This is a genomic window from Lentzea guizhouensis (assembly GCF_001701025.1).
In the GTDB taxonomy this organism is placed as follows: Bacteria; Actinomycetota; Actinomycetes; order Mycobacteriales; family Pseudonocardiaceae; genus Lentzea; species Lentzea guizhouensis.
Genome location: NZ_CP016793.1, coordinates 9859155 through 9873727, shown reverse-complemented (window position 1 = coordinate 9873727; position 14573 = coordinate 9859155). Strand labels below are relative to the sequence as shown.

General features: G+C 68.3%; 16 protein-coding genes. 6 read left to right on the top strand and 10 right to left on the bottom strand.

Going from position 1 to position 14573, the window contains the following annotated elements:
* Positions 1 to 12: 12 nt before the first annotated feature.
* Positions 13 to 837: a lytic polysaccharide monooxygenase auxiliary activity family 9 protein gene (locus BBK82_RS46825; protein ID WP_218920557.1), complete on the bottom strand. Its 825-nt coding sequence runs from the start codon at positions 835 to 837 to the stop codon at positions 13 to 15.
* 88 nt (positions 838 to 925) lie between these two features.
* Here BBK82_RS46825 and ilvA point away from each other — a divergent pair, with 88 nt between their 5' ends.
* The gene (gene ilvA / locus BBK82_RS46820) at positions 926 to 2161 is read left to right on the top strand and encodes a threonine ammonia-lyase IlvA (RefSeq protein WP_065920654.1); all 1236 of its coding nucleotides are present in this window, start codon (positions 926 to 928) and stop codon (positions 2159 to 2161) included.
* Between the two features lie 18 nt (positions 2162 to 2179).
* The gene (locus tag BBK82_RS46815; RefSeq protein WP_154697919.1) at positions 2180 to 2593 is read left to right on the top strand and encodes a hypothetical protein; all 414 of its coding nucleotides are present in this window, start codon (positions 2180 to 2182) and stop codon (positions 2591 to 2593) included.
* 67 nt (positions 2594 to 2660) lie between these two features.
* On the opposite strand, the gene BBK82_RS46810 is transcribed toward BBK82_RS46815, so the two are convergent.
* Both BBK82_RS46810 and BBK82_RS46805 read right to left on the bottom strand, forming a co-directional pair.
* On the bottom strand, positions 2661 to 3308 hold the full coding sequence (locus BBK82_RS46810) for a DUF4360 domain-containing protein (RefSeq protein ID WP_065920652.1): 648 nt from the start codon (positions 3306 to 3308) through the stop codon (positions 2661 to 2663).
* A gap of 57 nt (positions 3309 to 3365) precedes the next feature.
* Positions 3366 to 3989, bottom strand: coding sequence for a DUF4360 domain-containing protein (locus BBK82_RS46805; RefSeq protein ID WP_065920651.1), 624 nt, complete (start codon positions 3987 to 3989; stop codon positions 3366 to 3368).
* Between the two features lie 326 nt (positions 3990 to 4315).
* On the opposite strand from BBK82_RS46805, the gene BBK82_RS46800 reads away from it, so the two are divergent.
* Positions 4316 to 4561: a mycoredoxin gene (locus BBK82_RS46800; protein WP_053738888.1), complete on the top strand. Its 246-nt coding sequence runs from the start codon at positions 4316 to 4318 to the stop codon at positions 4559 to 4561.
* Positions 4562 to 4574: 13 nt separating this feature from the next.
* Here BBK82_RS46800 and BBK82_RS46795 read toward each other — a convergent pair whose 3' ends face one another.
* From BBK82_RS46795 to BBK82_RS46780, 4 genes are all read right to left on the bottom strand, one after another.
* Positions 4575 to 5066, bottom strand: a complete 492-nt coding sequence (locus BBK82_RS46795; RefSeq protein ID WP_065920650.1) for a DinB family protein — start codon at positions 5064 to 5066, stop codon at positions 4575 to 4577.
* 37 nt (positions 5067 to 5103) lie between these two features.
* Positions 5104 to 6168: a glycoside hydrolase family 19 protein gene (locus BBK82_RS55490; protein ID WP_083269016.1), complete on the bottom strand. Its 1065-nt coding sequence runs from the start codon at positions 6166 to 6168 to the stop codon at positions 5104 to 5106.
* Between the two features lie 113 nt (positions 6169 to 6281).
* Positions 6282 to 6971 carry a chitinase gene (locus tag BBK82_RS46785; RefSeq protein WP_065920649.1) on the bottom strand — a complete coding sequence of 230 codons (690 nt, stop codon included), beginning with the start codon at positions 6969 to 6971 and terminating at the stop codon, positions 6282 to 6284.
* Between the two features lie 119 nt (positions 6972 to 7090).
* Positions 7091 to 7474: a VOC family protein gene (locus BBK82_RS46780; RefSeq protein WP_065920648.1), complete on the bottom strand. Its 384-nt coding sequence runs from the start codon at positions 7472 to 7474 to the stop codon at positions 7091 to 7093.
* Positions 7475 to 7532: 58 nt separating this feature from the next.
* Here BBK82_RS46780 and BBK82_RS46775 point away from each other — a divergent pair, with 58 nt between their 5' ends.
* Together BBK82_RS46775 and BBK82_RS46770 are read left to right on the top strand one after the other, a co-directional pair.
* Positions 7533 to 7964 (top strand): hypothetical protein, encoded by a 432-nt coding sequence (locus tag BBK82_RS46775; protein WP_154697918.1) that lies wholly within the window; start codon positions 7533 to 7535, stop codon positions 7962 to 7964.
* Between the two features lie 163 nt (positions 7965 to 8127).
* Entirely contained in the window at positions 8128 to 11322 is a 3195-nt protein-coding gene (locus BBK82_RS46770; RefSeq protein ID WP_083268664.1) for a GH92 family glycosyl hydrolase, read from the top strand.
* On the opposite strand, the gene BBK82_RS46765 is transcribed toward BBK82_RS46770, so the two are convergent.
* Entirely contained in the window at positions 11309 to 11512 is a 204-nt protein-coding gene (locus tag BBK82_RS46765; protein ID WP_065920646.1) for an alpha/beta hydrolase, read from the bottom strand. The genes BBK82_RS46770 and BBK82_RS46765 overlap by 14 nt on opposite strands.
* 83 nt (positions 11513 to 11595) lie before the next feature.
* On the bottom strand, positions 11596 to 12597 hold the full coding sequence (locus BBK82_RS46760; protein WP_065920645.1) for an FIG domain-containing protein: 1002 nt from the start codon (positions 12595 to 12597) through the stop codon (positions 11596 to 11598).
* A gap of 113 nt (positions 12598 to 12710) precedes the next feature.
* On the opposite strand from BBK82_RS46760, the gene BBK82_RS46755 reads away from it, so the two are divergent.
* Entirely contained in the window at positions 12711 to 13604 is an 894-nt protein-coding gene (locus tag BBK82_RS46755; protein WP_170068085.1) for a phosphotransferase, read from the top strand.
* Here the strand turns inward: BBK82_RS46755 and BBK82_RS46750 are convergent.
* The gene (locus BBK82_RS46750; protein ID WP_065921931.1) at positions 13599 to 14507 is read right to left on the bottom strand and encodes an RluA family pseudouridine synthase; all 909 of its coding nucleotides are present in this window, start codon (positions 14505 to 14507) and stop codon (positions 13599 to 13601) included. The genes BBK82_RS46755 and BBK82_RS46750 overlap by 6 nt on opposite strands.
* Positions 14508 to 14573 lie beyond the last annotated feature (66 nt).

The window sequence follows — 14573 nt, the reverse complement described above, 5'->3', positions numbered from 1 at the left end:
GGACCGGGACGTTCACAGAATTCTTCTGCGCCACAACAGGAAGCCGCCGAGCACGGCGAGGCCTCCGATCGATCCGATCACGGCGGACAGACCGATCCTCGTTGTGGCTGAGGGTGGTTGTTCGGCGCTCGACGCAACGGGAACGGGTTTCGGGGCCGACGACTTCACGGCGGCCGTGGACGGAGGAGCGGCGGACGACGGCGTCTTGGCGGACGGCACAGCGGGCGGTACGGCGGACGGCGTGGCAGGTGACTTCGCGGGTGCCGGCTTGGCCGCGAGCTCCACGTCGGTGCACGAGTAGTAGGTGTCCGGTGTGTCCGTGTTCTGCCAGACGGTGTAGATGACGTGCCTGCCCACTCGCGGCGGCAGCTGCACCTTGAACTCGTACGCGCCGTTCACGAGCGGGGGAGTGGGCACGGTCTGGAACTGCTCCAGGTCCGCCCACCGCAGCGGCCGGGTCGGCGAGAAGCCGTCGCGCGTGACGTAGAACCGGAACGAACCCTGGTGCGGGATCGTCGCCCGGTAGGTGAACGCCGTGCTCGCCAGCCGGGTGGCCGGCCAGTCGGCGCGCGGCTGGTCGAGGCCCGCGTACTTCGGCAGCCCGGCGCTGCACAGCTTGCCGTCGGGAACACGCGTGGTGTCGCGTCCGGCGACGTTCGCCAGCCGGATGTTGTCCCACTCCGTGGACGGCAACCCCGCCGCGATGGCGGTCCGGCACGGCGAGGATGATGCTGTCTGCTGACCGGGTGAGCAGACGAAAGCCCTGCTCGCGGGGTCGATGGGCGCGCCATGGGCGTGCGCGGGAACCGCGGAGAGCATCATGAGCAGCGCTGACACGCCCACAAGGCGAAACAAACCGGCACCTCCCCTGTCTTTCTAGGGGTACGCGTGCCAGACCCGAGTCGTTCACGGAAGATGTAATGTCATGTCCTTCGCTGATGAGGTGTCCGCGGCCGCAGCCCGGCTCGGTGGAGTCGCTCGCACGACCCCGCTGGAGGTGAACCAGCGGCTGTCCGAGCGCACCGGCGCGCGGGTCTGGTTCAAGCGCGAGGATCTCCAGGTCGGCCGCTCGTACAAGCTGCGCGGCGCGTTCAACCTGCTCTGCCAGACCGAGTTCGCGTTCGGTGGCGCGGTGTGCGCGTCGGCGGGCAACCACGGCCAGGGCATGGCCTACGCCTGCCGCCGCCTGGGCATCGAGGGCCGCGTGCACGTGCCGCGCACCACGCCCCGCCAGAAGCGCGACCGCATCGCGGCGCTGGGCCAGGGCATGGTGCAGCTCATCGTCGACGGCGACACCTACGACGACGCGGCGGCGCTGGCCAAGGAGTACGCCCAGCACACCGGTGCCACCCTCGTGCCGGCGTTCGACGACCCGCGCACGGTCGCGGGCCAGGGCACGGTGGGCCTGGAGATCGTGCAGCAGCTGGGCGGCGCCCCGGACGTGGTCGTCGTCCCGGTCGGCGGCGGCGGGCTGCTCTCCGGCGTCGGCACGTGGTTCAAGGAACGCTTCCCGCGCACCCGCGTCGTCGGCGTGGAACCGGCGGGCGCGGCGAGCATGATCGCCGCCATGGACGCGGGCCACCCGGTGACGCTGCCCGAGGTGGACACGTTCGTCGACGGCGCGGCGGTGCGGCGGGCGGGCGAGGTGACGTTCCCGATGGTGCGCGACAGCGGTGCCGAGCTGCTGACCGTGGCCGAGGGCGCGGTGTGCACGGAGATGCTGGAGCTGTACCAGATCGACGGCATCATCGCCGAGCCCGCGGGTGCGCTGGCCTCGGCGGCGCTGCTGGAGGAGATCTCGGTGGCACCGGACTCGACGGTCGTGTGCCTGCTCTCGGGCGGCAACAACGACGTGTCGCGCTACGCCGAGATCGTCGAGCGGTCGATGGTCCACCGCGGCCTCAAGCACTGGTTCCTGGTGGAGTTCCCGCAGGAGCCGGGCGCGTTGCGGCGGTTCCTCGACGACGTGCTCGGCAAGGACGACGACATCGTGCAGTTCGAGTACGTGAAGCGGGACAACCGGGAGACCGGCGCCGCGCTGGTGTGCATCGAGCTGGGCCGGCGCGAGGACTACGACCTGCTGTGGGGGCGGATGAAGGAGTCGCCGCTCAAGATCCAGCACGTGGAGCCGGGGTCGACGGCGTACCGCTTCCTGATCTGACGGGCGCTACCCTGCCGCGTGCGTTTCTTGCGGGCGGGGGCCGCCGTTGTCGTCGTGGTCGCGGCGGGGGTGCTGGTCTGGCAGCCGTGGCGGCCGGCACCGGTGGCGCTGCCGACCTCGTGCCCGTCGCTCGTCGGCCTGCCGGACTCGCTCGGGACGTCCAGCGGGCTGGACGAGGACGGCGTGCGCGTCGAGGTCCAGTGCGCGTGGGGACATGGCACCGTTCCGCCGTTCCGGGTGCGGTACCGGGTGGAACGCGGCCCCGACCGGGAGCCGGAGACCACCTCCAGTGGTGATCTGACGGTGGTCGTCGCCCGGCGCGCGAACGTCGCGGTGTGGGCGCAGTACTCGGCGACCGCCGAGCGGAGCCCAGCGCAGCCGGACCTGCCGGCCTGGACGCGGACGCTGCTCGACCACCTGCCCGCGTCCTGACCCGATGGCCTGGAAACGGAGGCCCCGGGCCGCACACGTTCGCGACCCGGAGCCCCCTGACCGGGTGTTACGGCCTCGGTGGCGGGCAGACCTTCCACGCGAAGTGGTAGGTCGTCTCGATCGCCCCGTCGGTGGAGTCCATCGAGATGAAGCTGGTCGTCTTCTTCGGGTCGGACGTGCCCGCGCTGACCCGCAGCTCCGTGTTGATGTTGAAGTTCCGCTTCTCGCCGCACGGGTGGTAGACGATCGCGGCCACGTCGGTGGTGTCGGTCGCCTGCCAGTCGTCGCTGAACGGGCCCTTGTAGTTGTGCTGCTTGTACTCCGTCTGCGACATGCCCTGGAAGTAGTAGTTGGCCCGCTCCAGGGCGGTGGCGCCGCGCTCGAGGTGGGCGAAGCCTCTGTAGTCGGTCGAGGCGATGCCGTAGGTGAAGCCGGACGGCACGTTGACGCGCAGGTTCAGCTGGCAGTTCTTGCGGAAGTCGGTCGGCAGGGCCTGGGGACCGACCTGCGCCATGAACTCGCTGTAGGTGACGGTGAAGGCCTTGTTGTCGGGGGACACGGCGACGGCTGCCGTGCCGGCCCGGCAGCCTGAGCCGTTGATGGTCACGACGTCGATGGTGATGTGGTCCGGCGGAGGCGTGGTGCCGGGTGCGCCTCCAGGCGGGACGATGATGGTCGACATCGCGAGTGCGGCCGCGGCCACTGTGTTGAGCATGAGGCACCTTTCCGACAGGTTTTCAACTGGGACCGGCGGCGGCATTCGGTGCAGACGTCAGCAGCGCTTCCAGGAGAACTGGTACTTGGTGCTGACACTGCTGTCGGTCGAATCCATCGTCATGAAGCTGTGGGCCTTCGACGCCGTTCCCGCGTTCACGCGCAGCTCGGTGTTGATGTTCAGGTGCCGGACTTCGCCGCACGGCGCGTAGATGATTTCCGCGACCTGGGCGCGGTCGGTCGCCTGCCAGTTGTCGCTCTTCGGGCCGTTGAACGTGTGGGTGCGGCTCGCGGTCTGGGACATGCCCTGGAAGTAGTAGTTCCCCTTTTCCGTTCCGGTGGCTCCTGCCTGCAGGTTGGCGAAGCCGCGGTAGTCGGCCTGGGCGATGCCGAACGTGAAGCCCTGCGGGTAGGTCACGCGCAGGTTGAGCTGGCAGTTCTTGCGGAAGTCGGTCGGCGCCGAGCCCTGACCTGCCTGCGCCAGGTACTGGCTGTAGGTCACGGTGAACGCCGTGCGGTCGTCCGCCGACGCGACGGCGGCGGTGCCGGCGGGGCAGCCGGAACCGTTCACGGTGACCACGTCGATGGTGACGTAGTCGGGAACATCGGGAATCGCGTTCGCAGCGGGCGCGGTGAGAACCGCGGTCAGTGCGAGGGCGGCAGCCGCCAGCGTTTTCAGCATGGCCAGCCTTTCTTTCCAGGGTGTGGTGGCGGCGACGGAGGTCAAACGATATCGGAAACCCGTTGTGACGCTAGGCCGCTGAACGGGTGACTGAATTGTTCTTCGCTGATTCGACAAATGCAGGATCAATCGCACTCCCCGAAGATTTCGGGGGTGCGCGAACCATGCTCGCTGACGGTGAGCGGAATTGACCTGACGATTGTCTGACGATCGCGCCCGCGGCGGTTTGCCGGGGCGGGGAGTGATCTGGGGCTCACTCCGGCATCAGGCGCTGCCCGCCCGGCGTTGGAACCGGTGACGTCCGACGACTCGATGAGGAGTGCCTGATGGCTCCCGACCAGCTGACCGTCTACTCCACCTCGTGGTGCGGCTACTGCCGCATCCTGAAGAGCTCGCTCGACCGCGAGGGCATCGAGTACGCGGAGATCAACATCGAGGAGACGCCCGGTGCGGCCGAGTTCGTGATGAGCGTGAACGGCGGCAACCGCACGGTGCCGACGGTTCACTTCCCGAACGGCAAGGCGCTCACGAACCCGTCGCTGGCGCAGGTGAAGGAACAGCTCGCGGGCTGAGCCGCGTACCGGGCTAGCTCTCGTACAGGGAGGCCGTCGTCGACTGGCCGTCGAGCGACTCGCGGATGATGTCCGCGTGACCCGCGTGCTGCGCGGTCTCCCTGATCAGGTGCAGCACGATCCGGCGGATCGACATGGGCCGCGGGTCCGGGTCCCAGGGCGCGGACGGCAGCGGCACCAGGTGGTCGAGCGAAGCGGTGCGCACGGCCTCGTCGGTCGCGCGCACCGCTTCGTCGTAGGACGCGAGCAGCTCGTCGAAGTCGCCGCCGGGCCAGGTGTACTGGTCGAAGTCCAGCATTCCCGGCGGGGGCAGCGGCTGCTCGGTCAGGATGTGCGTCCAGCCGCGCTCACACGAGGTGAGGTGCTTGAGCAACCCACCCAGCGTGAGCTCGCTGGCCGTCGTGCGCTTCACGGCCTCCGCAGCGGTCAGACCCCGCATCGTGACGCGGAAGGTCTTGCGTTGGTCGTTCAGCTCGTACAGCAGTTCGTCCAGCTCCATGGTCATGCATTGAAGCTATGGCCGAACTAGGACAACTCAAGTCCTAGCAGTACAGGTTGCCGCCAGGGGTCACACCGATGATGCCGGTGATCGACTGGTACTTCGAGACACGGCTCTGCACCTGCGCCGGGTTGCGGCCGTCGCACTCCAGCGACCCGTTGATGCTGCGGATCGTCTGGCCGAAGCCGGCGCTGTTGACCATCGCGTCGTGCGGGGTCATGGTGCCGGGCCCGCGCTGCGTCATCCAGTACCAGATCGCCGTCCGCCACGCGGTCGTGGAGTTCTGCGCCACCTGGTGGGGGTTCTGCAGCAGGTTCAGGCCGAGGTAGTCGCCCGCGGCCTTGTAGTTGAAGTTCCACGACAGCTGGATCGGACCGCGGCCGTAGTAGGCGTAGGTGCCGGCCGGGCAGCCGTAGGGCTGGCTCTCATCGCAGAGGTCGTTGTTCTTGTTGATCTCTTCGATGTACACGAGGCCACCGGTCTCGTGCGACGCGTTCGCGAGGAACGCGGCCACTTCCTGCTTCTTCACGGTGTCGCTGCCGGTGGTGCCGAACGCGGGGATCGTGCGTGCGGCGTCCACGAAGCCCTGGTAGCTGTAGAAGCTGTTGCGGCCGGGGAACATCTGGTTGAACTGGGCCTCGGAGACGGGGAAGCCGCCGCCGGGGTTGCCGCCGCCGTTGCAGTTGTGCGGTTCCCAGAACCAGGTGGAGACCGTCGGGTCGTAACCGGGGTTGTCGTGCTCGGCGATGTAGTAAGAACCGTTGTAGCGCACGATGTTGCCGGTGTAGTACTGCCGCCCCGCGACCCAGTCCGTGGCGCTGGTGCAGGTGGCGCCACCGCCTCCGCCGCCACCGTCACAGCTCGTCGGCTCCCAGTACCAGGTGGAGACCGTCGGGCTGTAGCCGGGGTTGTCGTGCTCGGCGATGTAGTAGTTGCCTTCGAACTTCACGATCGAGCCGGTGGTGTACCACTGACCCTGGACCCAGTCCGTGAAGGTGCAGGCCTGCGCGGACACTTCTGCCTGTGAGGACGCGGTCGGTGCGATGACGGCCAGCGAAGCCGCCACCACACCCGCCGCAAGAGACGCCAAGATGCGTTTTTTCAGCAAGGTCACCCACTCCTGGAGTCTTGTTGCATCCGAGGAATCAAGGATGTGAACAGTGCTGAGATTGGCATCAGTGGTCCAGACCAGTCAAGGGTCTAGACCTGTTCTGTCATGTGTCAGCAGTACAGGTTCGACCCCTGCGCGACACCGATGATCCCGGTGAACTGCTGGTACTTCGAGACGCGGCTTTGCACCGTTCCCGGGTTCTTGCCGTCGCACTCCAGCGATCCGTTGATGCTGCGGATGGTCTGGCCGAAACCGCGCGAGTTGACCATCGCGTTGTGCGGGGTCATGGTGCCAGGGCCGTTCTGCGTCATCCAGTACCAGATGGCGGTTTTCCACGACGTGGTGGCGTTGGTGGCGACCTGGTCGGGGTTGTTCAGCAGGTTGATGCCGAGGTAGTCGCCCGCGGCCTTGTAGTTGAAGTTCCACGACAGCTGGATCGGACCGCGGCCGTAGTACGCCCTGGTGCCCGCCGGGCACCCGTAGGACTGGCTCTCGTCGCAGTAGTCACCGCTCTGGTTGATCTCGCGGATGTGCACGAGGCCACCGGTCTCGTGCGACACGTTCGCGAGGAACGCCGCGAGCTCCTGCTTCTTGACGGTGTCGCTGCCCTGGTTCGCGAACGAGCCGAAGGCGCTCATGGCGTTGCTCAGGCCGCTGTAGGTGTAGAAGCCGTTGCGGGACGGGAACATCCGGTTGAACTGCGCTTCGCTGACGATGTACGGCGCCGCCGTCGCCGGCTGCACGAGCGTGAAGACGCCCAGCAGCGCGACGATCAGGGCGGCGGCGCGGGTGGAGAACATGGGGACCAACTCCTCGGAGCATCTGCGCGCCCACTGTGTGTTACCGCTCTCACGGTGGCAGGGTCAGCACGCCGAGCACAAGAGGTGGTCTATACCTTTTAGATGTGTGAACCGGTTCGTCAGGCGCCGGAACCGTACGGGCGGGTGATGATCTCCAGGTTGTGGCCGTCCGGATCGCTCCAGTAGACGCCCCGGCCGCCGTCGTTGCGGTTGATCTCGCCGGGCCTGCTGTGGAACGGGTCGGCCCAGTGGGGGAGCCCCTGCTCCTGGATGCGGCCGAAGATCTCGTCGAACTCGTCCTCGGTCACGAGGAACGCGTAGTGCTGCTCGGCGATCGGGTCGGTGGTGGTGACGTAGTCGAGGGAGACGCCGTTGGCGACCTCGACGACGAGGAAGGGGCCGAAGCGGACCGGGTCGGGCAGGCCGAGCAGGCCGGTGAGGAAGCGGGCGGAGCGGTCCTGGTCGCTGCTGTGGACGATGGTGTGGTTGAGCTGTACGGGCATGCGTCCTGCTTACTCGGGTGTCAGCGACTTGTCAGCGGCGACGCCGAAGATCGTCCGCATGAGAGGAATCATCGCCGTCGCCTTCGTGCTGCTCGGGTTCGTCTTCCCCGGAGTGGCCAACGCCGAGACGCCACCCGGATGCGCGAGTGCCGCGCAGATCGGGTCGACCGGGTACGTCAAGTGGCGTGGCAACAACATCGCGTCTGTCAAGCAGTTCGCCGGGTGCGGGTCGAACTACTCGTACGTCTACGTCTGGGAGAGCTTCCGCGCCACCGGCCGCTACTGGGGCACCCAGACGGCGATCGCCGTCTACGGCAGCGCCGGCGACAGCACGCCGGACAGCTACAAGGGCGGCAACAGCAGCCAGTTCGCCCCGGTGGAGCTGTGGGGCAAGCCGGCCGCCACCCTGTCCAAGTGCACCGCCGCCTACGGCATGATCAACGTCCAGCAGGACGACAACTTCACCGCCTACTCCGGCAAACGCTGCTGACTCGGCGTGACCGGTGCCGGCCGAGTCCGGTGCCGGTCACGACCGGGTTCCTGGGCGACCGGTTGACAAAACGCGACAGAAAGCAGCACCGCCGCCGCAAAAGCGCGCATCACCGCCCTCCACGGGTGTCGGGGCGGCGACGTTCGGGCAATACTGCTCAACCATGCGGACACTGGTTGTAGCCGGGCTGTTACTGGGTCTGACAGTTCCTGTGCATGCGGCGCAGGCCGAGGAGGACCCGTCGTCATTGGTGAACCCATTCGTGGGGACGCAGAACTTCGGCAACACGTTCCCCGGAGCGTCGGTGCCCTTCGGAATGGTGCAGGTCAGCCCGGACACGGGAGGCCAGGGCGGCTACGACTACAAGGCCACGTCGATCTACGGCTTCTCGCAGACGCACCTGTCCGGTGTCGGCTGCGGCGTCATGGGCGAGTTGCCGGTGATGCCGACTGTCGGGTCCGTTGACAACGTTGACATCAACGCCTACAAGTCCGACTTCAGCCATTCGGATGAAGCGGCCCAGCCCGGCTACTACCGGGTCGGGCTGTCGCGGTACGGGGTGAACGCCGAGGTCACCGCCACGCAGCGGACCGGCTGGCAGAGATACACGTTCCCCTCGAACGGTGCCGCGAACGTCCTGTTCAACACCGGCAAGTCCAACCAGACCGTGCTCGACTCGGAGATCCACGTCGTCGGCGACCGGACCATCGAGGGCCGCGTGCGCAACGGGCGGTTCTGCGCGGGCAAGGACGAGCACACCGTGTACTTCACGGCGACGTTCGACCGGCCGTTCGCGTCCTTCGGCTCGTGGCGTGGGAACGTGCCCACGCCGGGATCACGGGACGCGGCGGGTACGGGCGGCAACGGCGCGTGGGTCACCTTCGACGCGACGGCCGACCGTGACGTCGTGCTGAAGCTGGGCCTGTCCTACACCGGCTTGGAAGGTGCGCGGAAGAACCTCGCCGCCGAGGCGCCCGCGTTCGACTTCGACGCCACGGTGGCCGCGGCGAAGGCGGTGTGGCGCAAGCAGCTGGACGCCGTGAAGATCTCCGGCGGCACGCGCGAGCGGCAGGTGGCGTTCTACACGGCGCTCTACCACTCCGTGCTGCACCCGAACCTCGCCGGTGACGTCGACGGGAAGTACACCGGGTTCGACGGGAAGGTCAGAACGGCCTCGGGCTACACGCCGTACCAGAACTTCTCGCTGTGGGACACCTACCGGCCGCAGAACCAGCTGCTGCAGATCCTGGAACCCGGGGTGGCGAGGGACGTGGCACTGTCCGTCGTGGCCAGCGGGCGGGACGGCGGATGGCTGCCGCGCTGGGCGCTGGCGTCGTCCGAGACCAACATCATGACCGGTGACCCCGTGACGCCGTTCCTGGTCGAGGCCTGGGACAAGGGGCTGCTGAAGGGCTTCGAGCAGGAGACCTACCAGCTGCTGCGCAAGAACGCCCTCACCCTGCCGCCGGCCGAGTCGCCCTACAACGGGCGTTCCGGTGTCGAGTACTACAACGAGCGCGGCTACATCCCGTCCGGGCTCAAGCTCGGCACGGACTGCGCGCACAAGGGCGGCGACAACGACTGCGTGCACCCGGCCTCGGCGACCCTGGAGTACGCGGCCGCGGACGCCTCGCTGGCGTTGATGGCCAAGGGGCTGGGCCACCGCACGGACGCGCGCCTGTTCGCCGACCGCGGCCAGTGGTACCGCAACCTGTGGGACTCCTCGACCGGTCACTTCCGGCCGCGCACGGTCGCCGGCACGTGGCTCACGCCGTACAACCCGGTCGACGCCGCGCACCAGTTCCACGAGGGCGGCGCGTACCAGTACCAGTGGCTGGTGCCGCAGGACCCGGCCGGGCTGGTGTCGCTGATGGGTGGCCGGCGCGAGGCCGAGAAGCGGCTCGACGCGTTCTTCGCCTACGACAAGCTGCTGGTCGACCCGGCGGGCACGGCGCGCAAGGACTGGATCACCGAGCCGTACGACTACTACGGCAAGCCGACCTACAACCCGAACAACGAGCCTGACCTGCTGGCGCCGTACATGTACCTGTGGACGGGCACGCCGTCGAAGGCCGCGACGGTCGTGCGGGCGGCGATGACGTTGTTCACGACCGGGCCGGACGGCATGACCGGCAACGACGACCTGGGCACGATGTCGGCGTGGTACGTGTTCTCCTCGCTCGGCCTGTACCCGACGTTCAACGGTTCCGGCTTCCTCGCCCTGTCCTCGCCGCAGTTCCCGTCGGCGACCGTCCGAATCGGACAGCACGGGTCGCAGGGCGGCACCCTCACGGTGTCCGCGCCCAACGTCTCCGACTCGGTGCGGTACGTGAAGTCCGCTTCCTTCAACGGCCGGGACGTGCGCAAGACGTGGCTCGACTGGTCGGCCCTGGAACGCGGTGGCCGGCTGTCGTACGAGGTGTCGGCGAAGCCTTCGTCGTGGGGCACCGGCCGCGGTGACGAGCCGCCTTCGCTGAACGACGGCAAGGTGGACTCGCGGCGCACGCTGGACGCCTCGCTGCGCAACACCGAGATCGTCATGCCGACCTCCGACGCGGCGCAGTCGGTGACGCTGCAGCTCGACGTGCTGGCCCAGACGCCGTCCGCGATCTCGGTGCGGCCGGAGGTGTCGGTGCCCGCCGGCTGGAAGGTGAGCGGCGCGCGGCCGTTCGCCATCGTGTCGCGGGGCCTGCCGACGCAGAAGACGGTGCCGCTGACCGTCTCGGTGCCCGCCGGCACGCCGGTGGGGTCCTACGAGGTCCTGGTGACGGTCGGGTCCGACCTGCTCAAGGCCGTCATCGAGATCAAGCCGGCCGCGCTGTGCGCGTTCTCGACCTGCGCGGTCGACATCGCACCGGAGCGCAACCACGACGGCACCGCGTCGGTCGCCGCGTCGTCGTCGGGCAACTTCGACGGCGGCGGCTGGAGCTACGACGAGGCCCTGCTACCGCCTGCCGGTCCCGTGACCTGGGGCGGCATCACCTACCAGGCCCCGGACCCGACCGGCACGGCGGCGAACTTCGTCGAGGCACGCGGCCAGGGCATGCTGCTCCCGTCCGGCCAGTTCTCCTGGCTGCACGTGGTCGGCTCCTCGCACAACGGGCCGGTGTCCGCCGGGTTCACCGTCTGGTACACCGACGGCACCTCCTCCGAGGTCTCCGCGACGGTGCCGGACTGGGCCGGCGGCGGGCTCGCGGTGCTGGAGATGCCGCACCGGATCAAGGCGGGGCAGGGCGTCGACGGGCCGCCGGTGCGCCTGTTCGGTCAGTCGCTGAGGCTGGACTCGTCGAAGACGGTCCGGTCGGTGACGCTGCCCGATGACCCGCGGGTGGAGCTGTACGCGCTCACGCTCGCCTGAGGATGATCTCGGCGAGCTCCTGAGCGCGCGGGATGTGCGGGCAGTGCTCGCCGTCGATCTCGACCGGGGTGACGCCGAGCCGCTCACGGGCGGTTCGGCGCATCCACTCCGGCCTGATCGTGCGGTCCTGCCGGGGCACGACCACCGTGCTCTCCGGCAGGTCGTCGTGGTGATGCCGTTGCTGGAACACACCTTGCGGCTGGAAGAGGCGCAGCGTTGAGAGCGCGAACCTCAGCTGTTCGAGGTTGCAGCCGTGGAAGAGGAAGCAGGCGGTCAGCGAAGAAGTCCGAGGCGGCCGGCCAGACGCGGTTCCTTGTAGGCGAGGAACGGCGGTATCGGCTGGTCGTCGGGACGCGTGGCCGCTGCCTCGTACGCGTCGAGAGCGGAGAACGGGCTGCCGTCGAGAGTCACCGTCGTGCCGCCGAGCAGTTCGAACGGGATCAGGAACGCGGAGTCGTGCAGCGTGACCGCGCTGGGCTCGAGGATGCCGCCCAGTTCGCCCGCCAGCAGGGCTGGACCGAGCGGGTTACCGGCACCCGACCAGAGCCAGGTGTCGTCCATGTCGGCCTGGAACCGTTGGAGGACTTCGGCTCTGCGGCTTGCCGAGGCGCACACAGCAGCGAGACGACGTGGGTTGCCCTTGGTGAGCGAGCTCAACTGCCAACGGCGAGCTGGTTCTCCCGATGAGAAGAAGTGAATCGGAATGCTCTGCAAGAACACGGTCGTCTTGCCGAAGGAGTTGCGGGTGCCGTCCGGTCGGTAGTCGCTCCACACGCTCCAGCTGAGCAACCAACCAGCGGAGGTCGCAATCGCGCCCGCGACGTGCCGGAAGCGTCCCGGCCGGTTCTTGCGCGCCACGTCGAAACACACGACAGTGGCCCAACTGCCGAGCAAGGTGACGCAGTTCGTCGTGCCGTCCAACGGATCGCTCCTGACGAGCACGGCGTTCTGGTCCCTGAGGTTGATGGGCTCGTTGGCCTCTTCGCCGATGATGTAGTAGTTGTGAGGCAGAACCCACCGCCGTCTGAGGAACTCCTTCAACGCGCTGTGTGCCTTGAAGTCGATGTCCCTGGTCGGTTCACCCCGGTGTCCGGGACGGCTCAGCACTGGGCCGATGGGGTCCTCGTCCTGGTCGTCGACGAACTCGAACTGCTGCACCAAACTCTTGAGGATCGCCTCGTACTGCCACTGCACGGCCTGGACCGCGACGCGGCGCAGGCCTCCCGGAAGGTCAAGAGCAGCGGAGAGGTCGAGTGTGTTGGCCGAATCGGGCACGGCGCCCTCCTCGTCGTGGTGGGAGCAGTTCGTGGGGCGTGTGAGAGGAGTCGGCGGTGCCGACTCGTTGGTTACGCTGCGAAGTTGTTCCCACCCGATTGGAGCAGACCAGCGTGGAACGACTGCACAGCAGCCAGCGGTCCAACGTGTGGGCTGACGGCGGCCGGATCGTCAAGCAGGTCATCGGCGATCCGGCCGCCTTCGCCCGCGAGATCACCGCCCTGCGCCTGGCCGAGCACACCGGCATGGTGCCGCGCATCCTCGACGTCGACGAGGACACCCGGACCGTCGTCCTGGAGCGCCTCCGCTCCGACCCGCCGCAAGAGGACTGGGTCGTCGACTACGCCCGCGGCCTCGCCCGGCTGCACATGGCCACCGGTCCCGAGCACGCCGGCTTGTTGCCACGTCAGGAGATCCCGGACCCCGAGCCGTTCCTGCGGCTCGTGCGGGCGCTCGGCGTCGACATCGGCGGTGCCGAGGCCGAGCTCCAGTTCTCCGACACCGGGAAGTTCGACCTGCTGCACGGCGACCCGTGTCCCGGCAACGACATGTACACCGAGGCCGGTGCGCGGTTCGTCGACCTCGAAGGCGCGTCGCTCGGTGACGGGCTGACCGAGCTCGTCTACCTCCGCATCGGGTTCCCGACCTGTGCGACCGTCACCGAGACGCCCGCGGACCTGGTGGAGGCGGCCGAGCAGGCGTACTTCGCCGAGCGCGGGTTCACCGGGGAGCTCGGGGACGCCTGCGTGCGGTGGCTGGTGGAGGGCAACGCGCTGGTGCAGCGCTTCGACCGCAACGGCACCGACTACCTCGCCAAGGTCGTCGACGAGGACTGGTTCTGGTACAGCACGACGGCGCGCGGCCGGCTCATGTTCCGGACGCGGGTCGTGGCGACGTTCACCGAGACGCACCCGCACATGAGTGCGCTCGCGCGACGCCTGCTGGCCAGGATGAACGAGTCGTGGGAGCCGCAGCCGATCGGAACGCGGCGCACGCACGTCTCATGACCAGGCGGACAAGGACAACCCCGAGGTGAACGAGCGGTCGACGCCGGACACCGGGTCCACAAAGGACAACGTGCGGGCCAGCAGCTGCAGCGGCGAGGAGAAGTCGTCCAGCGGCCGGTCCCGCAGCACCGGGTAGAAGTCGTCGTTCACGATCGGCACGCCGAGGCCGGACATGTGCAGCCGCAGCTGGTGCGTGCGCCCGGTCAGCGGGTTCAGCCGGTAACGACCGAGCCCACCACGTTCCTCCACCAGGGACACGTGCGTCTCGGCGTTCGGTTCGCCGTCCACCTCGAACGCGGTGATGATCCCGCGCTCCTTGATGATCCGCGACCGCACCACCCGCGGCAGCTCCAGGTCGGCACGCACCGGTGCGATGGCCTCGTACTCCTTGCGCACGGCCCGGTCGCGGAACATCGTCTGGTACTTGCCGCGCAGCTCCCGGCGCACCACGAACAGCACGAGGCCCGCCGTGACGCGGTCCAGGCGGTGCGCGGGGGAGAGGTCGGGCAGGCCGAGCGACTCGCGCAGCTTCACCAGCGCCGTCTGCATGATGTGCTGGCCGCGCGGGATCGTCGCGAGGAAGTGCGGCTTGTCGGCGACCACGATGTCGTCGTCCTGGTGCACCACCCCGACGTCGAACGGCACCGGCACCTCGACCGGCAGGTCGCGGTGGAACCAGATGTAGCTGTCCGGCACGAACGGCGCGTCGACGCCCAGCGGGCCGGCGACGCCCCAGATCCGGTCTTCCCGCAGCATCTCCTCGATCCGCTCAGGCGCCACGCGGGGCAGCCGGGCGACCAGGTGCTCACGCAGCGACGGCCACGACCCGTCGGAGGGCAGCTTCAGCCGCGCCGCGTCCAGGCCGTTGCGCTGGGGGAGTGGGGAGGAGGGTTTGCGTCTCATCGCACCCACCAGTCTAAACGTTCGAAAAAACTGAACGACATCGCTCGGAAACCTGAGCTTTACCGA